Below are 19,609 nucleotides of genomic sequence, written 5' to 3' on the forward strand. Positions count from 1 at the left end.
ATGTTCACTATTCTAAATCCCGACGCATCATTTTAGAATTCGCAATGAACAACGCACTAATTAATACAAAGATTGCACAGGCATATAACAATAAATCTAACGGACTATCGTGATCTATAATAATAAGACGAACAATAGCTGTTATACCTATATATATAAAATATCGTAATGGAAAATGAAAATTCATTTGAAAATACTTTATAATCATTACGATGAATTCGAAGTACAGAAAGAATACGACGATACTATCAATTAAATGATAACTAGATTCATTACCATCCAATTTCAGTTCTTGTATAAACTGAATGACTTCTTTCATAAGAAATACACTTAGAACAACCCCTAAGCAAATTAAAGCTACATTTAAAATGTACTGTAAAACGATAGGGAAATACGAAAACACTATTTTAAAATTCTTTAACACAAACATTTTTCTCCTTTACCATATAAAACGAAAAGCGAACATACACTACAATTCAATTATCATTATATTTAATTTTTATTTTTACAAATAATAAGGAACGACAAAATAGGTAAAGATAAGATTTCACCTATTTTGTCTATATAGCAGCACAACGAAATTACAATTAATTACTTCAATGCAATTGGTTGTTGTTGTGTCACACAATGAATCATACCGCCGTTTTTATACAACTCTCTCACATCAATACCGACTACTTTACGATCTGGGTATAACTTCTGAATCGTATCGTTTGCGATTTTATCATTCGGATCATTATAATTAGGCACTAATACAACTGTATTCCCAATATAATAATTGATATACGATCCCTTATAATCGAGAGTTTTTCCATTCTCTAAAGCAACCTTTTCTTTACTAAGCGGCAAGTATTCATACTTATATTTCTGTCCTGAAGCATTTTTGGCATCTAACAATGTATCCATATCTTTATTGGATAAACCCCATTCAGCTAGGTCATCTTCTTTCATCGTTACAATGGTAGATTTATTATGGAATTTAGCAAATCCATCAATATGAAAGTCCGTAATATCTAAATTAGGTACTCCATCTAACCAAATAAAGTTTGATACCCCAAGATCACTTATATATTTTTCAATTTCCTTTTCTGATAAATCAGGATTTCTATTTTTATTCGTTACCGCACTTCGAGTTAATAACGCAGTCCCATTGCTGTCTAATTCAATTGCGCCGCCTTCAAGGACAAATTTCCCCCAATCAATTCTTTCAATTCCTGATTGCTTACTAACATTCTTACGTATTTGAGCATCATTTTTATAAGGTGTCTTCTTCCCCCAACCATTAAATGCTGGATCTAATATTTTGAGATTTTTGTTGCTGTCATAAACAAAAATTGGTCCACTGTCCCTTGCCCATACATCATCAGTAGGCGCGATAAAGAAATCAATCTTCTCCATATTTAACCCTTCATCTGTTAAAAGCTTATTGATTCTTTCTTTTTCTTCCTGGTCATATGCAATAATGTGGACTTTCTCACCCTCAGTTAAAGCACTTGCCATCTTAACCCAAATAGGTTCAACTTCCTGCTTATACTCTTCGCCATATGTGTACTCATGTGGCCATTGCAGCCATGTACCTTCATGTTTATCTTTTTCATCTGGCATCGTATATTTCCCAGCATTTTTCTGTACCTCTACTTTTTCTCCTTCTTTCCCTTTAACATTTTCATTGTTACCCTCAAAAGAGCATCCACTAATAATCGTTGTAGATAATGTAGCTATTAAACAAAACTTTATTGCCTTTTTCATTTTTTCAACCTCCTGTTCTTGTCTCCAATAATGTAAAGCTTCACATAGTGTGAAGCTCAAGCTTTTTTATCAATGTAAAAATTACCAATTGTTCTTTGCATTACTTATCATTTAACTACCTATTTAGATTTATTCAAATGCCAATCACCTTTTTTACCTATTTATCCCGCTATTTATGGGCAGTAAGACCCCCACCTCAAAATTCAGCGGAAGCAAAGAAGTTAGGTGGGAGATGAACACACCCCACTGATTAAAGTTTCACTTTATTCAGTAAGTAAAACTTTGCAAAATAAAAAAATCGGTATTGATAATTACATATCAATACCGATTTTTTATAATTATTTTCCTTCTATTAAATCATTCGCCATTTTCCTAAATTCTTGATTAAATGCATCATTCATACCATTTTGGACGTTAGAAAATAATATGACAAACGTTCGTTTATCCCAGTTAAAATTATTAAAAGTGTTCCAGCCAGCTAATACACCGTGGTTATGATAATAATCTGGGTAAATATAGAAACTAAATCCATATTTTCTTGCAGGTGATGCAGAAAACATATCTGATACACTTTGTTTAGAAAGTAGTTTACCATCCATAATAGCTTCATCTAACTTTTTCATATCTTCAACAGTCGTATACATTTCACCACAACCATACAGCCAGTTCATTTTTAAGCGAGGCGTGGCTATTAACTTATTATCTTTTTTCGTATACCCTTCTGCTAAGAAAATATCTTCTGGGAGTGTTGCGCCCATTCCAGATTCATGCATTTCAACAGGAGTCAAAATATTTTCTTTCACATATTCAGCAAGTGGTTTATTCGATATTTTTTCTACAATATATGCAAGCACCATATAATTATAATCTGTATATTTCCATCCTGTCCCTGCTGGAAATTGTAACGTTTGTGCCCCAATCCATGTTACTAATTTTAACCGTGATGCTGCGTCAACACTACCTTGTCCCTGTTCTGGTAATCCAGACGTATGTGTTAACAAGTTTCGTAACGTAATGTTTTTATCTGCCGGAAACGATGGGATATATTTATTTACATTGTCTTCAATGTTCAACTTCCCTTTTTCTTTTAGTTGCATAATAGATATTGCAACTACTGTTTTCGTAATAGACCCAATGCGATATTTCGTTCTTGGCGTCGTTAATACTTGATCTTTCACATTCGCATAACCGTAGCCTTTTCGTAAAATGACATGATCTTTACTTGCTACAAGAACACTCCCATTAAATCCTTTATCTTTTAAGTACTGATCTAGTTTTCCAGCTGCAATTTCATAACGCTTTTTCTCATTCGCATCAACTTCCTGCTTAACATCTTTTTGCTTACTATTTACATTAGAAAATGCCTTTGCATCATATTTTTTTCCTTTATTTGCATGTATTAGTGTAACAACACTTCCACAAAAAACAGCAAAAATAAAGAAAACGATTAACCATTTCTTTAACATACTAGGAACCCTCTTTTATCTAGTTTCACTTAACGTAGATCCATTCTATTTTATATCTTTTAATTATCAAGTATATTATAATATTATTTAATATTCACTCTGTTAAAACTAGATTCCTTTTTCTCATTTTCAATTTTTACTACTCTCTATTGTATTTCTTTCTTGCAAAATTTCCAACATACAATCGGATGCATTACACTATAATTTCAAATTCTTTTGTAACATTTGTTATATACTAAAAAGAATGGAGATGTAATATGAAAAATACCGATAAACGCAATCGTTTAGATGATAAGATGTTTCATTATCGGATAACAAAAAACAACATGGTATCAATTGAATATTACGGAAAACAAATTATAACATTAAAAGGAAATGATGCTGAAAAATTTTTAAATAAAATAAATCATGCAAATAACGATAAAGAAAAACAGCTAATTATGGCTAAAATTACAGGTAATTTCAAAAGAGGTAATGAACGAAATTGAAAACGAATCTCATTTACATTTTGATTATACAACAAATAAAAAAAGAAATGTCGCTCATTCAACATTTCTTTAGACTTTCTTCATAAAAAATTTACATTGCTAACATTCCTTCATTTTCTATACTTCCTATATAAGCTAACCGCTGAAATAGTTAGTAATACAACTATGCATAACCACGCGTACGTATATCCCTTCTTATCTACAATATAACCAAATAAAGCAGGCGCAACAATAATGGCAATTTGATTTAATGTAAGTGCAAAACTCACTGTCATCCCTACCGATTCTTCACTTGCTGATTCTGAAACTTCAGCTATAAAAAGACTAAACCATCCAATTGAAAAGAACCCTAACAATGCACTTACACCATACAATACATTCGTTATTGTATGTATGCTCATTACTAATATTAGAATGAAGAAAATAGAAATACAAACAGTTATAAATAAAGGGGTCCGCCGATTCCCCTTATAAAACAAATCACTAGTAGCTGCTAATATAACCCTACCAACCATTCCAGAAAAGAACATAACGGAAAATACTTTTCCGGCTAAAATTGGTGTAATTGATTGTTCTGTTACTAAAAATTTTATAAAATGTCCAACTAACACCATTTGCAATGAAATCATACAAATACCAGTTATATAAATTGCATACAACTCTTTTTTACACATCACTTCTTTTAACTGCATCCAAAAAGAAAGTTTACTACGTTCTTGTTTAACTTTCTCTTGAATATATGGTTCCTTATAAAATATAAAAAATAAAAACCCTCCAATTATACAAATGCATGCAATGCTATTTACCGCATAGGCCATATTATATTTTATTGTAAGAAACGGGATCAATACTCCCGCTAATGTACCACCAATCGGTATACCGGCTTGTCTAATCCCCATCGCTAACCCGCGATTTTCTTTTGAGAACCACTTCATTATCACCTTACTTCCTCCTGGCTGCGAAACACTATAAAACGTTCCTACTAATAAAAGTACAAAGAGTAACCCATTAAATCCATTGACCATATTAGTCAGTAAAAACGAAACCCCTAGTAAAAATAAACTTATCGAAATTAACAACTTTTCATTGTATTGATCAAGTAGCCGCCCAACAAAAAGCATACAAAATAGCGGTCCTATATTTACAACACTTACTAACAATCCACTCTCCGTATTCGTAAGTGCATATTCTTCTTTCCAAAATAAAGCAAATGCTCCAACACCATACGTTATAAGTGTCGCTGTTGTTTGAGCAACTGTCGCAAAAATTAACATAACCCACTTATAAGTACCATTCATCCTTTCTTCCATTAACACAATAATCCCTCCATCCCCTTCCATTGTATGAAAGTTCTGATATCATATAAAATAAAGATTTATCATGTAATCCATCAAAAAAAATGATACCTTTTATGGAGGGATGATACTTGGATATAAAAGATTTAACTGTATTTTACGAAGTTGCGAAAGAAAAAAACATATCTCACGCAGCTAAAAATTTAAACTATGTACAGTCTGGCGTAACAATGCGTATAAAACAACTAGAAAATGAACTAGGTGTACCTTTATTTTACCGAAACGGAAAAGGTGTAACTTTAACTTCTAACGGTGAGATTTTATTAACATACGCTAAACAAATTATCCACTTAATGGATCAATCTGTTAAAGCAGTTCAAAGTAATGGGATCGAACCAAGGGGCACTTTAAAAATTGGATGTACAGAATCTACAACCGCTGTAAGACTTCCATCTATATTAACGGCCTATTATGAGGAATACCCAAAAGTCGAATTGATTTTAGAATCAAATACGACGGAACAATTGATTAGACTTGTATTAGAACGAAAACTAGACGGGGCGTTTATCGCTGGAACCACTCAGCATGCTGAACTTCATACAAATATATTTCATGAAGAAGAATTAGTTCTCATTAGCAAAAAGCCTTTATCTTCCTTTAAAGACATAGGAGACATGAATTTACTTGCATTTAGTCACGGGTGCTATTATAGAAATTTATTAGAAAATTGGCTTCAAGAAGAAGGAATTTCACCTAAACGAGTATTAGAGTTTGGAACAATTGAAGCGATACTCGCATGTGTAAAATCAGGTATGGGCGTAGCAATTATGATGAAGTCTATTTTAAATGGTCATAAACATGACATATCATTCAATCCTTTGCCAAATAGCTTCAAAAAAGTTCCTACTACTTTTATTACTAGAAAAGATATATATCACTCTGCTGCATTACAAAAATTTATGGAGATGACTCTCAATGCGTGAAAAGAAAATACGTGGTATGAAACGAAAAACAAACACTATGATAAAGCGAATTGAGGAACATACAAAAACGTTCCCTTCTACTTTCTATAACGATGAATATTGGAATATGCTATTGCCAGTTTCGCAAGCTTTTATTGACTCTCGTAAAACACCTAGAAAAGTAAAGCGATTATGTATTCAAACCTTATTAAATCAAGCAAATCATTTAATAAATATGAAACCGAGCGATACACATACATATCGAGTTGTTGTTTTGATTTCTATAAATAATTTGTGGGATTCGCAAATCATTATATTTAAAAATGAGGACTACTTTCATAATTTCTTTAATGGAAATAGTGAATTTCAAAAATGGATTCTTCTTTCAAATGAAATTGATTTTGGGAAGACATGGGAAATGCCAGTTTGTCATTCCTTCAAAACGCTTCACTTTCAAGAAATTATTTATGATGAAGATGAATGCTATGAAAAAGAGATTTTGTTTATTGGGGAGTTAGATTAAAAAGGGTATACCAAAACAATGGCATACCCTTTTTCACTTATTTTTCTTTCAATACACTATGTAATCGATCTGGATAATTTGTAAACATTCCTGTAGCACCCCATTTGATTAACAGTCTCATATCTGGTTTCTCATTAATTGTATAAGGGTGAATTAACAGTCCATTTTTTCTAGCCATTTTCATATATGATTCATCAATAATTAGTTCTCCGTTATCATTACGTAAATTTGGCCCAATACCGGCTGCATACTTTTTAATTTCTTGAAAATCATCATTCGTTACACTTTTCGGCTCATGTGTAATGCCAGACCATTCGACAATTTCATTGTTATCATTTGGATAATACCAAAGCAATTGAACTAGCGGGATATTTTCATTCATACTATGAATCTTTTTCAAACTATCTTTACTAAATGATTGAATCATTACTCGGCTAGAAGACATGTTTTGACCTACTAAATTATATTTTTGTAACAACGCCAACAATTTCTCTTCCATTCCTGGATATACATCTGGTGATTTTGTTTCAATATAATACTTCATGCTTCTTCCGTACTTTTGGAAGATTTCTTCAAGAGTCGGCACTTTTTGCCCAACATACTCTTGTTTAGCCTTTTCTGGATACGCTTTATTAAACCATGATCCTGCATCTAAACTCTTTATTTCGCTTAACGTTTTATCTCGTACTTCGCCTGTTCCATTTGTAGTACGATCAACTGCCGTATCATGCATTGCAATTAATTGGCCATCCTTTGTTAATTGAATATCTAACTCTAAATAATCCGCTTTCATTTTTTTCACTAGATCATAAGAAGCAAAAGTGTGCTCAGGTGCATGTCCACTTGCTCCGCGATGTGCAATATTTAAAAACTTATTCGCATTCCACTCATGCTTTCCTTCTGACTTTGCATGAACAGCTCCCCCAGCAAAGATACTTCCCATCGTAAAGAAAATAACTAATACGCTAATAATCTTTCTCATCCTTCAAACCCTTCCTACGTTGCAAATTTCAACAAGCTAATGAGATTTACACGAAATAGAAGACATACTTTCATTATTTTTATAAGCTTATATTAAAATTCCAATCTTAAAAATATATTCCCTCTATGTTATTAATATAAAAAATTGTTACTATACTATTTAATTCCTATAACCCTCCTTTTCACATATAACTCCCTATTTTGTACGGTTCATTCAATAAAAAAAAGCCATAAATTATTTAGAATACACTCCTGTATCCCCAAATAAATTTATGGCTTTTCTCAAATATCTCCGGCCTCTATTAACTTGTCGAATTTAATCATATCAAACCTATTTAAATTTGTGAATATTATTTTAAGAGATAATCTTTACGCTAAAGCAGCTGGCGCCATTAATTGTGGCCCTTTCCCCGTACGCGCCAATACCCAATCATCGTAATACCACATTTCTGTCTGACGGCGGCTCATCATATAATCCCAGCGTACTTCGCGCTCAAATTCAATGATTTGTCCTTCTCCGCCAATTGTTACCCAGTTGAAACTGCCGTTATGATGCATCATTTTCACCCACAAAACAGGGAAAGTAACAATTTCTCTTTCCTCTTTATACTGTCTCGTTTGTTTTTCTATGCGTAGTAAAGTTAAACCACTTGCATATTGTTGATCAACCTTTTCCATTACATCCATCGCTATTTTTTCCGCCTCATCTTTATGAGGTAATGTATTAGCGTATACCGGCATCATACTCGTATAGCTTAATAAACGCTTACCATTTTGAGAAGTAATAATTGTAATGTGAGCACCGCCGTAATGTAACGGCTCCTCTGCTTGATAACGCTGAATGGCAACATTCACACCGTCACGTAATTCATTATGTTCCCGTACTAATTTTACATACTTCGGAATTGGTAATACCAACGCAACTTCCTTACTACAATTTTGAAAAATATTATATTGATTCGTCATCTAACATTTCTCCCTTATATATAATTTTTCTGGAACATGCGTCAGGAATTCCGTTAGTTCTCCAGCATAATATACATATAATTCATGCATAGCCCTCGTACATGCTGTGTAAAACAAATTGCGTTCAGACTCTCTATAGTAGCTGGATTTAGAAGCATCAAATATAATAACAGCATCAAACTCTATCCCTTTCGCCAAATAAGCTGGAATAACAACAACGCCTTTCTCATAAGTTGTATTCTCTTGTTGCATAAGATGGGCATGTAATGTATCCCCTATTAGCCATATCACTTTCATACATTCTTCATTTGTTTTACAAATGATTGCAATTGTTTTATGTTCTTTTTCTTTTAACTCTTTCACCTTAAGCACCATATTCTCTACACGCTCTCGTTCATCACTTACTTGTATATAAACGGGCTTCTTACCATCCCTGTTAAAAGCTTCAATATCATTTCCATTTGAAATCATACACTTTGTAAATTCAATTATCGGTTTTGTCGATCGATAACTACGGTTAAGCTGGACTATTTCTACCTTACGATCTGCAAATAATGTGGAGACGATATTGTTCTCTCTATTAAGATCATGAGAGAAAATATTTTGATTACAATCACCAAGTAACGTCCATCTCACCTTCGGAAATAGTCGTTTTAAAAATACTAATTGAAAAGGTGTATAATCTTGCATTTCATCAACGAATACAAACTTCACAAGATGATTCGTTTTAAACCCTTCCAGTAATTCTTTTAAAAACAAATACGGCATAGCATCTTCATTTGCTAGTTGTTTGTTCTTCAAACGCTTCACCGTTTGCTTACATATATCTTCCCAACAATTTGGTACGAAAAGATCTTTCTGAATGCTTTCAAATAACTGCTCAAAAATCGCAGTATGATTTATAAAAGCATATTTTTTCACCTTTCTACGTAACGAACGAAAATGTTTCTTCACTACATATTTCGTTAATAGCTCATGTTCCTTCTCATAATAATCAAATTGATTATCTTTCTCTAATTTTTCATATAAGCGATTGTAATCTTCTTTATTTAAATACTGAATTTCTCGTTCCACCCAATCTTTTTTCGCTTCTATCTTTTCAAATTCATGTAACTTCTGAAGAATCCATTCCATTGTAAGTTGCATTCGATTCGGTATAGCAATAGAAATATCTAAACTATAAAAATATTCACATATGGATTTTGCCTCTATGAGCACTTCACCTCTACATGTAACATCATGAAAGTGTAAACCTTTTTCACTTAAGCTTCTCGCGTATTTCTCAAGTAGTCCCATAAATTCAACTGAGGATTTATACCGAATTCCTTTCACTCTAGTTTCATACGTACTTTCATGCTTTTTCGTTAAAACGTATTCTAACTGCGCGAATGAATCTTCTACAGTAAAGCTTTTTCCAATCATATGTTCCACATACGATTGGAAAGTCGTTTGTTGCATATTCTCTTCCCCAAGCTCTGGTAAAACATTCGCGATATAACTATTGAACAACTCATTCGGAGAAAACAGTAAAATTTGATCCGCATGAACTATCCCGCGGTAACGATACAATAAATAAGCAACACGCTGCAGTGCTGCTGAAGTTTTCCCACTCCCAGCAGTCCCTTGCACAATTAACACATCACTTTTATCATTTCGAATAATTTGATTTTGTTCCCTTTGTATTGTCGCTACAATACTTTTCATTTGTTCACTTGCATTGCGTCCAAGTACTTCTTGTAATAATTCATCACCTATCGTCACACCTGTATCAAACATACTTTGAATCGTTCCGTTTCGAATCATGTATTGACGTTTTAGAAGCAAATCGCCTGAAATCGTACCAATAGGCGCTTTATACTGTGCCCTTCCTAAAGTGTAATCATAATAAAGACTCGAAATAGGTGCCCGCCAATCATATACTAAAAACTCATCACTTTCTTTATCATAAAAAGAGCCGATACCAATATACATTTCATCGGTATCCGCTTCAGCATCTTCTTTAAAATCAATCCGCCCAAAATACGGCGTTTCTTTTATTTTCGTTAAAAGGTTATATTCATTTTTCGTATGACGATGTGTATGTTCTCTTTCAGCAAGAACTTCTGCCTCTTGCCTAATACTCGCCGCCGTTTCAACCGCTTCTTTAATATTATCTATATTTACTTTTACATCTTCCCAAAAGTTTTTTCCAATACTAACAATTTCAGACTTCACCGATCCAACTCGGACATCAAGCTCTTTCAGTTCTTCATCTACTTTTTCAATGACTACATTGACACGTTGTTGCTCTTCTTTATAATGACTCATATAATCTCCCCTTCTCATACTATTTGAAAGCCTTATATGATACGTAACCCTTTACTTTTGAAAAATGCCACAGGCAACAATTTCCCATGACTTTTGAAACTCTTCGTTGATCCTCTCTTCTTTCCATCTCTCAGAAAAAGCAGGGTGATAAAACGATGCAAGTAACCCAAATAACGTATGTGCTAAAAATAAACTATCCTGTTTTTTAATCTCATTGCGTTCTATCCCGCGATTTATCACTTTCTCCAGTTGTCCAACTAATCTTTCTTCATGCTTTTGAATCACCTTATTCTTTTGCTGCACTAACGAACTATTCAATGTAAATAACTCTTCGTTTTCAAGTAACTCTTTCTTTTTAAGCTGAAATAAACAAACGAACCACTCTTGTAATATGATTTCTGTATCTCCATCTTTTCCCACAATTTGCTCAAGCTGATCCGAGTACTTAAGCAGCCACCTTTCTAAAATGGCATCGCGTAGCGTGGCCTTACTCCGAAAGTAAGAATATAAAGCCGCATGACTAACATCAAGTGACTTCGCAATACTAACAAGTGTCGTCCTACTCCATCCATATTTCATTAACTCTTTTTCCGCTGCATCTAAAACAACATTTTTCGTTAACGCCTTATCTGTCATTTTTCTCACCGTCCATTTTATTTACATAATAATATTATTTAAATAACAACTTACATTTTTTATTATTTGTAAGTTGAGTGCAAAAAAATACTATTTCAATTAGGTTATAAGATTAACATATCCTTTTTCAACTTACAATATTTTTATTTTGTAAGTTGAAAGGGAATAGAAGAATTGCCTTATATAAGACAATTCTTCCTAGTTAATTAAAAGTTACACAATAAATGATTCATTACTTCGTTAAGCACTGTATCTAGATTTGATACCTCTTTTGCCGAACGCCATCCGATAAAGCCATCTGGTCTAATTAATACAGCACCTCCATTCTCTATACCATATAATTTGCTAAAAATATCTTCTTGAACAATAAAGTCTCCACTTAAGCCAACACGATACCCTTTTATATTTATTCCTAATTTAGCTGAAACAGTATGTGCTGCTTCAGCCCAAGAACTATTTTCTACTCCTGTAAGTAATACAAAACTGTTACCGAATAAGTCTAATATAGAAACTTTCTTCCCTGCATACGTTCCCCATACATGTGGCGCTCGCGTTCCAGATCTGCCGTTCAACTCTACACTATCCATTCTATGCGGAGTGACTGAATCATCTATAATCGCCTCTGAACAATACTGATATCCAACTGTAACAGCTAAACCATCCATATTATTCAAACTGCCTTCCTCTCTATTCGCAGCACGAAACAGTAAACTACTTGCATAAGCTGTCGTTAATTTTGCAACAGAGTGTCTCTCTTCATGATATGTTTCTAACAATTTTGGTTTTGCCTTCCCTTTTATAACAGCCGCTAATTTCCAAGCTAAGTTATGCGCATCTTGTATTCCTGTATTTGAACCAAATCCGCCTGTTGGCGGCATAATATGTGCTGAATCTCCAACTAGAAAGACTCGATTTCCTTGAAATTTCATTGCTGTACTTTCGGCCGCTTCCCACGGTAAAACACTTAATATTTCTGACTCAACATTTGTACTTCCAATTGCTATTTCAATAATTTGTTTACAACGTTCTATAGTGAAATCCTCTGGTCCCTCTCCTTTTAATGGATCGTAGGCTACATGGTAAATCCATTTTTTTACGTTATCTACTGGGATCAGTGCACCAAGAACCTCTGGATGAAGTGAAGTGAACCCGAATAGTGGTACATGAAAAAAACACCTCCTGAATTCGCATACTAAGTATGCAAATTCAATGGAGGTGTTTTTGGTTTGAAGACAAGAGTTCATTACCCAGAAGAAATAAAGTGGAAAGTGATTGAAATGAAAAAGGATGGATATTCCAATCGGACCATTATGGAGAAGTTTGGAATTAAAAATGTTTCCCAAATTAAGACATGGATGAAGTGGTATCGTACCGGTCAAACGTACCGTTTTCAACAACCTGTAGGAAAGCAATATTCTTATGGAAAAGGGCCAAAAGAGTTAAATGAATTGGAACAGCTACGGTTAGAAAATAAACAGTTAAAAACAAAATTACTGATATGGGGAAAGTATCCGGAAATCGAAAGGAGTTGAACCTGGAAACTGTAGTTACTTTATGGACCGATTTCAAAACAAAACTAACGGTAAAAGAATTGTGTAATGTATTAGAATTACCCCGGTCTACATTTTATCGTTGGTTACAACGAACAGTGGACCTAAGAGATGAGATAGAAGAGAAAATAAAGGATGTTTGTCTTCGGCATAAATTACGATATGGATATCGAAGAGTGACCGCAACTCTTCGGAAAATGGGACTGTGTGTGAATCATAAAAAAGTATTACGAATCATGAGACAAAATCAGATTCTCTCAAAAGTTCGTCGAAAGAAAAAGAAATATATCAGTGGTGCGGAGCCAGTAATAGCCCCTCATCGATTGGAACGCCAATTCGATGCATCCGCACCAAATGAAAAGTGGTTTACGGATGTGACGTATCTATTATTTGGAGAGCGTACCTTGTATTTATCAACGATTATGGATGCCTTTAATCGTGAAATTATTAGTTATGTCATCAGCGAGTCCCAAGCACTGCCATTAGCAATGAAGACATTAAAACAAGCAATGAGAGGGCGAAAAGTAAAAGATGTCCTTCTTCACTCAGATCAAGGAAGTATTTATACAGCGAAGGAATTTCAAGCATATGCCAAAGAAAATGGCATTATCACCAGCATGTCCCGGAGAGGAAATTGCCATGATAATGCCGTCATGGAAAGCTTCTTTGGTCATTTGAAAAGTGAAGCCTTCTATTCACAAGAGATAACAAAAGTATCCAACACAACTGTGCGAAAGATTGTGCTAGAATACATTCATTACTACAATTGTGTGCGAATTCAAGAAAAATTAAACCACCTATCCCCTAAAGAATTTAGGGAACAAGTGGTTTAGGTGTTTTGATAGGTGTCCCGTTTTCAGGGTTCACTTCAGAAGTACCATAGAAAAACCGAATGCGTCTCCTTGTATAAACTCACTTAAATCTGCTTCAAAATAAATATTCATATAATAGCCACCAATGGTCCCACGCCCCTCAGTTTTAATCCCTAACTGCTCACGTATTTTACTTTTCGCTCCATCTGCTGCAATTACATAGTCACAATGTATGACACTTTCTTTTTCTGTTTCACGATTTCGAATCGTTGCTTTTACCCCGTTTTCATTTTGTTCAAATGAAACTAATTCATGATAAAAAGATAGTTGCCCGCCTAATGTTTTCGCTTCTTGTAACATCATCTCTTCTAAAATAATTTGATAACAAGCAGTTTGTTTTGATGGACTAATCTTTTCTATTTTTTGAAGTAACTCTTCATCGTTTCCGTATTGCGTCGCTCTCATTTGTTCCAATTCTTCTTTATTCGCCTCAGCTATTGTATGAACTGCTATTCTTCCTCGGCAGTTCTCTAATGCTTTACCTGCCAATGTAATTCTTTTTTCCAAGCCTAATTCTCGAAATAACTCCATTGTACGTAAAGTAAGACCGCCTGCTTTCGGATGAATGGCAGTAGACGGATGCCTTTCAATAAATAAGTACTCAATGTTATGTTTTGCAAGAAATAACGCAGACGCTAACCCAGATAATCCCCCTCCAACAATTAAAACTGGTACATAATTCGATTTCATATATTTACCCTCCACATCATTGTTCTGAGCTCAGTGACATAAATATAATCAAAAAAAACATTAAAATATAGACTTATATTTCATTTTGAATTATCATATAGATAGATTACGCCCCAAAATTCCTTTTACCTTTTCATACATCTATAATCCACCTGAATTGTGGCTGTATGAAAGTGTAAAACAAAAGAACGTACTTTACGTTGAACCATGTTCTATCGTAAAAATCAAAAATAATACAAACATTATAAGCAGTCGTAACCTTATGGATTATACAAGGTTACAACCGCTTATTTTATTGTTACATCATTTTTTGTTTTTAAAACTTCATCTATTGTGTTATGTAATCCTTCCAATGCCTTTTCTATCTCCCTATAATTTTCAACAATAAAAAATTCATTCGTCTCGATTTTCTTTCTCAATATTGCACCTCATACAACAATCATGTAGCATTACCGTATCGAAATAATGGTTCATCATCTTAAACCTTTCGACTAATTACCTGGAGGCGAAGTGATTGAAATGAATAAACAAGAACAATTAAATATTATAAAAAAAAATTTTATTGATTCTCAAAAAGTATTATTGGCAATTGGTGATGAAACGCGTCAAGCTATTTTATTAGTACTAATGGAAACGGAATGTCAAACAGGCTTACGTGTAGGAGAAATCACGAAGCAAACACACCTTTCCCGTCCAGCAGTATCACATCACCTTAAGATTTTACGAGAAGCTGGCATTATTTTAATGAGAAAAGAAGGTACAAAGAATTTTTATTATATTGATATACGCACAAAATTAGGTTTATTAAAAAATCTTGTATTAGATATTGAGAAGCTATTGCAAAACTTTTATTAAAACTTGGAGGTATAAGAAATGAAAGCAATGATAATTGATAAGTACGGAAAAGTCCCAATGCGTATGGCAGAGGTACCTACTCCTGAAATTAATGAGTATGAAGTGCTCGCAGAAATTCATGCAGCTAGTATTAATCCAATTGATTTTAAAATACGCGATGGAAAAGTGAAGATGTTGCTTAAATATGAGATGCCCCTAATCCTTGGTAATGACTTTTCCGGTGTCATCGTAAAGGTTGGGGCAAAAGTGACTAACTTTAAAGTCGGTGATGAAATATATGCACGCCCAAGAAAAAATAAGATTGGTACTTTCGCGGAGTATATAGCCATTCATGAAGATGATATAGCTTTAAAACCGAAAAATTTAAATTTTGAGGAAGCTGCTTCGATTCCACTCGTTGGCTTAACATCATATCAAGCATTACATGACATCATGCAATTACAAAAAGGACAAAAGATTTTAATTCACGCTGGATCCGGTGGTGTTGGTACTTTCGCTATTCAGTTAGCAAAAATAATGGGTGCCATTGTTACAACGACTGCTAGTGAAGCTGGTGCGAATTTAGTAACGTCTCTTGGCGCAGATGAAATTATTAATTACAAAACAGAGAAATTTGAAGATATACTAAAAAATTATGATGCGGTATTTGATACAATCGGAGGTGTAACACTTGAAAAATCATTCAATATTATAAAAAGCGGAGGAAACATTGTTTCCGTTTCAGGCATGCCGAATGCTCGCTTCGGTAAAGAATTTGGTTCAGGATTCTTTAAAACTCTCTTATTTTCATTAGCCAGCAAAAAACTTACTGCACTTGAAAAAAAGCATAATGCTCAATATTCATTTTTATTTATGAAGCCAAGCGGGGATCAATTACGTACTATTGCAAACTATATTGAAGCTGGACAAATCAAACCTGTAATCGATCGAGTTTTTCCTTTTGAAGATGCGCAAAAAGCAATGGAATATTCAGAGTCTGGAAGAGCAAAAGGGAAAATAATTGTAAAAATAAAATAATAATAAAACCTCCATTTTTAAAAATGGAGGTTTTAAATTTGCTGTTAAATAGACATAGTGCAATGAAGTCCTTACAATAGATTGCAAGGGGAAATATTATATTATACTTTTAGTTAACTTTACAAAGAATACATACGTACAAATACATAATTTAAAATACAAAAAGGAGGAGATACAATGACTAAAAATAATGAAACAGGTTGGAATTTAGATAATAGTTATATGACTTTACCACAATCATTTTATACAGAAATCCCCCCTACTCCCGTAAGTTCACCTGAGTTAGTTAAACTAAACCATTCATTAGCGATATCTCTTGGCTTGACCCCTGAAGAACTGAAAAAGGAAGCTGAAATTGCCATTTTCGCTGGTAATGGACTCCCAGAAGGAGCTCATCCATTAGCTCAAGCATATGCTGGTCATCAATTCGGACATTTTAATATGTTAGGCGACGGTCGTGCTCTTTTAATTGGCGAACAAATTACTCCTTCAGGTGAGCGTTTCGATATTCAACTGAAAGGTTCTGGCCCTACTCCCTATTCACGCCGAGGAGATGGCCGTGCTGCACTCGGTCCGATGCTACGTGAATATATTATTAGTGAGGCAATGTATGCACTTGATATTCCGACTACTCGTAGTTTGGCTGTTGTCACAACTGGTGAACCTACATATCGTGAAACAAAGTTACCTGGAGCAATTTTAACTAGAGTAGCTAGTAGTCATATACGGGTCGGTACATTTCAATATGCTGCAGCTCGTGGTTCAATAGAGGACCTTAAATCGCTAGCTGACTATACGATAAAAAGACATTACCCAGAAAGTGAATCCCATGAAAACCGATATACTGCATTACTACAAGAAGTCATTAAAAAACAAGCAAGTCTTATCGCAAAATGGCAACTTGTTGGATTTATTCACGGCGTAATGAACACTGACAATATAACGATCAGTGGCGAAACAATTGATTACGGTCCTTGTGCATTTATGGACAATTACGACCAAGGAACCGTATTTAGCTCTATTGACACACAAGGCCGTTATGCATATGGAAATCAACCATATATGGCCGCATGGGACCTCGCCCGATTAGCAGAATCTTTAATACCAATTCTGCACGAAGATGAAGAAGAAGCACTAAAAATCGCTCAAGACGAAATTTCGAAATTTAGCGTACAGTATGAAAACAATTGGTTCCTTGGAATGAAAAAGAAATTAGGACTATTTAGCAACGAAGAACAAGATCAATCACTTATTGAGCAACTTTTAAAAATGATGGAGAAATATAAAGCGGATTATACAAATACATTCCGTTCATTAACTCTTGATGCTATCGAAAATACAGCTCTATTTGAAAGTCCTGAATTTAAAGAATGGTACAAACTGTGGCAATCTCGATTAGAAAGACAAGAAGAATCGAAAGAAAACGCCTACGAGATGATGAAAAATAATAACCCATCAATCATCCCAAGGAACCACCGTGTAGAAGAAGCACTAGAAGCAGCTGTTACAAATGAAGACTATAGCGTAATGGAGCAACTTCTTGAAGCTTTATCAAACCCTTATGCGTATTCTACAGATCAAGAAGAATACTGCATTCCGCCTGCACCGACGAATCGCCCTTATCGTACTTTTTGTGGCACTTGATTGTTTAATATGTAAAAAGATGCGTTCATATAAATTGTGTGAACGCACCCTTTTTATATCCCCCCACTCAACTAAAACTTTAAAATGCACATCCCCCGATGCCATTTCTTTAATCCAAAATAAATTCTACACTATTCCAATAGAATTACTCGTAAGCTTGTTAAACAAATATTGAGAAATATAAAACATCATTTCTAAATATTTTTATTTTTGATACTATATTTTATAAGAATATTCAAAAAGTGAGGGGATTTCATGAACGTTCAACTACAAGGTAATGAACAAATTACAAAATTATTTAATGACTGGTATTTAACTATGTTAAAACAAGATGTGTCCCAAGCGACAAACTTAAAGCATGAAATTGAGGAAAAGGAACTAAACTTTGAAGAAGATGAAAACTTAGCATTATATCATTCCTTACTAGAGTTTCGACATAAAGTTTTGACAGATAGTTTAAGTATTTCAAAAGATAGCTTTGATAAAATAGATTCTTACGTAATCTCATCCAATCATCCACTGTCTTACTACTATCATTTCTTTAAAGGCATTTATGCAACTTTAACCACAGACTATAACTTAGCTAGCGAACATTATGAACAGGCTAAGTTATTATTAGTAAATAACACTGATAATCTAGAGCATGCTGAATTTTATTATCGAATGGCGATTTTCCATTATCACTTTTACCAACCAATTGAATCTATTGAATATGCAACTAAGGCTAAAGAGATTTTCGATAAACAAACTGGCTTTGAAGTTAAAGTTGGATTATGTAAAAATACATTAGGTGCCTCATTTGTATATTTAAAACAATATGAACAAGCGGAAGAGCAATATAATTCAGCAATACACCTTTTACAAAAATCTGATGAAAAAGAATTAATTTTAAGTGTACGTAATAATTTGGGTTGGTTGTATGCCAGTCAAAACCTCTCCACACTCGCAATCCGTCACCTATCAGAAGTGACCGAAAAGAAACCAACACATTTCAAGGCTCTCTTCTTGCAAGCAAGAGAACACTCTAAACTAGATGAAACAAGTATCGCTGAAGGATTAATCCAAAAAGGGTTAAAAATTTGTACGGAATTAAATAATGAAGAATATATATATCATTTTAAAATTCTAAACGAACTAAATAATAATGTTGGTTCTGAAGAATTAGAAACAATTATCCTTAAAGGAATTACGTTTTTCGACAAAGAATTATTATATAACTACACTCAAGAATACTCAGAAAAATTAGCCGTTAAATTTTATAGTGAAAATAACCACATTAAGGCAAGTGAATATTTTCATAAAGCGTTACAAGCAAAAGAAAAAACGTTTGAGAAAGGGGCATTGAAATGATTAAAAAAATTAGCTCTGTTTTTTTAGGACTATCTGTTTTCGGTATTTTGGCTACTGGTATTCATAGTTCATTTACATACCAAGCGGGTCATGCTGATCTTCCTGCACCACAAAGACCTGACCTTGTTCAATCCGTTGACGTAAGTAAAGACTACAACTCAACAACAACTGAAAAAGCACTTTAAAAAACGGAAGACCTTCAATTAAGAAGGTCTTTTTAAATACGCTTATTTAGAATATTTTCCTTTCATGTAGACT

At 33.8% G+C, this 19,609-nt stretch carries 18 protein-coding genes and 2 pseudogenes; 9 read left to right on the forward strand and 11 right to left on the reverse strand.

What is annotated here, in order from left to right; genetic code table 11:
• Positions 1–7: 7 nt before the first annotated feature.
• The 3 genes from psiE to AC241_RS17050 all read right to left on the reverse strand — a co-directional run bounded on the left by psiE (position 8) and on the right by AC241_RS17050 (position 3,215).
• A complete protein-coding gene (gene psiE, locus AC241_RS17040; protein ID WP_000916570.1) occupies positions 8–424 on the reverse strand; it encodes a phosphate-starvation-inducible protein PsiE in 417 nt (138 codons plus the stop codon).
• A gap of 167 nt (positions 425–591) precedes the next feature.
• Positions 592–1,749 carry an agmatine deiminase family protein gene (locus AC241_RS17045; RefSeq protein ID WP_050844379.1) on the reverse strand — a complete coding sequence of 386 codons (1,158 nt, stop codon included), beginning with the start codon at positions 1,747–1,749 and terminating at the stop codon, positions 592–594.
• Positions 1,750–2,087: 338 nt separating this feature from the next.
• The gene (locus AC241_RS17050) at positions 2,088–3,215 is read right to left on the reverse strand and encodes a serine hydrolase domain-containing protein (RefSeq protein ID WP_029442921.1); all 1,128 of its coding nucleotides are present in this window, start codon (positions 3,213–3,215) and stop codon (positions 2,088–2,090) included.
• Positions 3,216–3,472: 257 nt separating this feature from the next.
• On the opposite strand from AC241_RS17050, the gene AC241_RS17055 reads away from it, so the two are divergent.
• The gene (locus AC241_RS17055) at positions 3,473–3,703 is read left to right on the forward strand and encodes a hypothetical protein (protein ID WP_050844380.1); all 231 of its coding nucleotides are present in this window, start codon (positions 3,473–3,475) and stop codon (positions 3,701–3,703) included.
• 110 nt (positions 3,704–3,813) lie between these two features.
• Here AC241_RS17055 and AC241_RS17060 read toward each other — a convergent pair whose 3' ends face one another.
• A complete protein-coding gene (locus tag AC241_RS17060; protein WP_050844381.1) occupies positions 3,814–5,043 on the reverse strand; it encodes an MFS transporter in 1,230 nt (409 codons plus the stop codon).
• A gap of 86 nt (positions 5,044–5,129) precedes the next feature.
• Here AC241_RS17060 and AC241_RS17065 point away from each other — a divergent pair, with 86 nt between their 5' ends.
• Together AC241_RS17065 and AC241_RS17070 are read left to right on the forward strand one after the other, a co-directional pair.
• Positions 5,130–5,981 carry a LysR family transcriptional regulator gene (locus AC241_RS17065; protein WP_043936335.1) on the forward strand — a complete coding sequence of 284 codons (852 nt, stop codon included), beginning with the start codon at positions 5,130–5,132 and terminating at the stop codon, positions 5,979–5,981.
• Positions 5,974–6,483, forward strand: coding sequence for a DUF3916 domain-containing protein (locus AC241_RS17070; protein ID WP_050844382.1), 510 nt, complete (start codon positions 5,974–5,976; stop codon positions 6,481–6,483). The genes AC241_RS17065 and AC241_RS17070 overlap by 8 nt, the downstream gene beginning before the upstream one ends.
• 37 nt (positions 6,484–6,520) lie before the next feature.
• On the opposite strand, the gene AC241_RS17075 is transcribed toward AC241_RS17070, so the two are convergent.
• The 5 genes and pseudogenes from AC241_RS17075 to AC241_RS17095 form a co-directional block, all read right to left on the reverse strand.
• A complete protein-coding gene (locus AC241_RS17075; protein WP_029442925.1) occupies positions 6,521–7,465 on the reverse strand; it encodes a glycerophosphodiester phosphodiesterase in 945 nt (314 codons plus the stop codon).
• A gap of 368 nt (positions 7,466–7,833) precedes the next feature.
• Positions 7,834–8,430, reverse strand: coding sequence for a hypothetical protein (locus tag AC241_RS17080; protein ID WP_016080765.1), 597 nt, complete (start codon positions 8,428–8,430; stop codon positions 7,834–7,836).
• Positions 8,431–10,737: an RNA polymerase recycling motor HelD gene (gene helD, locus AC241_RS17085; protein WP_050844383.1), complete on the reverse strand. Its 2,307-nt coding sequence runs from the start codon at positions 10,735–10,737 to the stop codon at positions 8,431–8,433. It abuts the gene before it with no gap.
• A gap of 51 nt (positions 10,738–10,788) precedes the next feature.
• Entirely contained in the window at positions 10,789–11,373 is a 585-nt protein-coding gene (locus AC241_RS17090) for a TetR/AcrR family transcriptional regulator (protein WP_050844384.1), read from the reverse strand.
• Positions 11,374–11,579: 206 nt separating this feature from the next.
• Positions 11,580–12,530: pseudogene (locus AC241_RS17095) on the reverse strand (FAD-dependent monooxygenase); the annotation flags it as partial.
• Between the two features lie 69 nt (positions 12,531–12,599).
• Here AC241_RS17095 and AC241_RS17105 point away from each other — a divergent pair.
• A protein-coding gene (locus AC241_RS17105) for an IS3 family transposase (RefSeq protein WP_155417042.1) occupies positions 12,600–13,756 on the forward strand; the annotation gives its coding sequence in 2 pieces (ribosomal slippage) (positions 12,600–12,849 and positions 12,849–13,756; 1,158 coding nt in all).
• A 39-nt stretch (positions 13,757–13,795) separates the two neighbouring features.
• On the opposite strand, the pseudogene AC241_RS17110 reads toward AC241_RS17105, so the two are convergent.
• A pseudogene (locus AC241_RS17110) lies at positions 13,796–14,485 on the reverse strand (FAD-dependent oxidoreductase); the annotation flags it as partial.
• Between the two features lie 287 nt (positions 14,486–14,772).
• Positions 14,773–14,904, reverse strand: a complete 132-nt coding sequence (locus AC241_RS35705; RefSeq protein ID WP_029442929.1) for a hypothetical protein — start codon at positions 14,902–14,904, stop codon at positions 14,773–14,775.
• A gap of 91 nt (positions 14,905–14,995) precedes the next feature.
• Between AC241_RS35705 and AC241_RS17120 the strand changes: the two genes are divergently transcribed.
• The 5 genes from AC241_RS17120 (at position 14,996) to AC241_RS17140 (ending at position 19,536) form a co-directional block, all read left to right on the forward strand.
• A complete protein-coding gene (locus AC241_RS17120) occupies positions 14,996–15,340 on the forward strand; it encodes an ArsR/SmtB family transcription factor (protein ID WP_017763468.1) in 345 nt (114 codons plus the stop codon).
• An 18-nt stretch (positions 15,341–15,358) separates the two neighbouring features.
• A complete protein-coding gene (locus AC241_RS17125) occupies positions 15,359–16,357 on the forward strand; it encodes an NADP-dependent oxidoreductase (RefSeq protein WP_043936338.1) in 999 nt (332 codons plus the stop codon).
• A 177-nt stretch (positions 16,358–16,534) separates the two neighbouring features.
• On the forward strand, positions 16,535–18,001 hold the full coding sequence (locus tag AC241_RS17130; RefSeq protein ID WP_050844385.1) for a protein adenylyltransferase SelO: 1,467 nt from the start codon (positions 16,535–16,537) through the stop codon (positions 17,999–18,001).
• 255 nt (positions 18,002–18,256) lie between these two features.
• Positions 18,257–19,351 carry a response regulator aspartate phosphatase gene (locus AC241_RS17135; protein ID WP_029442932.1) on the forward strand — a complete coding sequence of 365 codons (1,095 nt, stop codon included), beginning with the start codon at positions 18,257–18,259 and terminating at the stop codon, positions 19,349–19,351.
• Entirely contained in the window at positions 19,348–19,536 is a 189-nt protein-coding gene (locus AC241_RS17140) for a Phr family secreted Rap phosphatase inhibitor (protein ID WP_000592016.1), read from the forward strand. Before AC241_RS17135 ends, AC241_RS17140 begins: the two co-directional genes overlap by 4 nt.
• Positions 19,537–19,609: the final 73 nt, after the last annotated feature.

The organism is Bacillus thuringiensis, assembly GCF_001182785.1.
GTDB classification, from domain to species: Bacteria; Bacillota; Bacilli; order Bacillales; family Bacillaceae_G; genus Bacillus_A; species Bacillus_A thuringiensis_S.

Excerpts from the sequence above, each read along its gene's own strand:
- helD (WP_050844383.1), bottom strand. The coding sequence starts at position 10,737 with ATGAGTCATTATAAAGAAGAGCAACAACGTGTCAATGTAGTCATTGAA.
- AC241_RS17130 (WP_050844385.1), top strand. The coding sequence starts at position 16,535 with ATGACTAAAAATAATGAAACAGGTTGGAATTTAGATAATAGTTATATG.
- AC241_RS17140 (WP_000592016.1), top strand. The coding sequence starts at position 19,348 with ATGATTAAAAAAATTAGCTCTGTTTTTTTAGGACTATCTGTTTTCGGT.
- AC241_RS17045 (WP_050844379.1), bottom strand. The coding sequence starts at position 1,749 with ATGAAAAAGGCAATAAAGTTTTGTTTAATAGCTACATTATCTACAACG.
- AC241_RS17060 (WP_050844381.1), bottom strand. The coding sequence starts at position 5,043 with ATGGAAGGGGATGGAGGGATTATTGTGTTAATGGAAGAAAGGATGAAT.
- AC241_RS17055 (WP_050844380.1), top strand. The coding sequence starts at position 3,473 with ATGAAAAATACCGATAAACGCAATCGTTTAGATGATAAGATGTTTCAT.
- AC241_RS17075 (WP_029442925.1), bottom strand. The coding sequence starts at position 7,465 with ATGAGAAAGATTATTAGCGTATTAGTTATTTTCTTTACGATGGGAAGT.
- AC241_RS17135 (WP_029442932.1), top strand. The coding sequence starts at position 18,257 with ATGAACGTTCAACTACAAGGTAATGAACAAATTACAAAATTATTTAAT.
- AC241_RS17050 (WP_029442921.1), bottom strand. The coding sequence starts at position 3,215 with ATGTTAAAGAAATGGTTAATCGTTTTCTTTATTTTTGCTGTTTTTTGT.
- AC241_RS17090 (WP_050844384.1), bottom strand. The coding sequence starts at position 11,373 with ATGACAGATAAGGCGTTAACGAAAAATGTTGTTTTAGATGCAGCGGAA.
- AC241_RS17125 (WP_043936338.1), top strand. The coding sequence starts at position 15,359 with ATGAAAGCAATGATAATTGATAAGTACGGAAAAGTCCCAATGCGTATG.
- AC241_RS17080 (WP_016080765.1), bottom strand. The coding sequence starts at position 8,430 with ATGACGAATCAATATAATATTTTTCAAAATTGTAGTAAGGAAGTTGCG.
- AC241_RS17070 (WP_050844382.1), top strand. The coding sequence starts at position 5,974 with ATGCGTGAAAAGAAAATACGTGGTATGAAACGAAAAACAAACACTATG.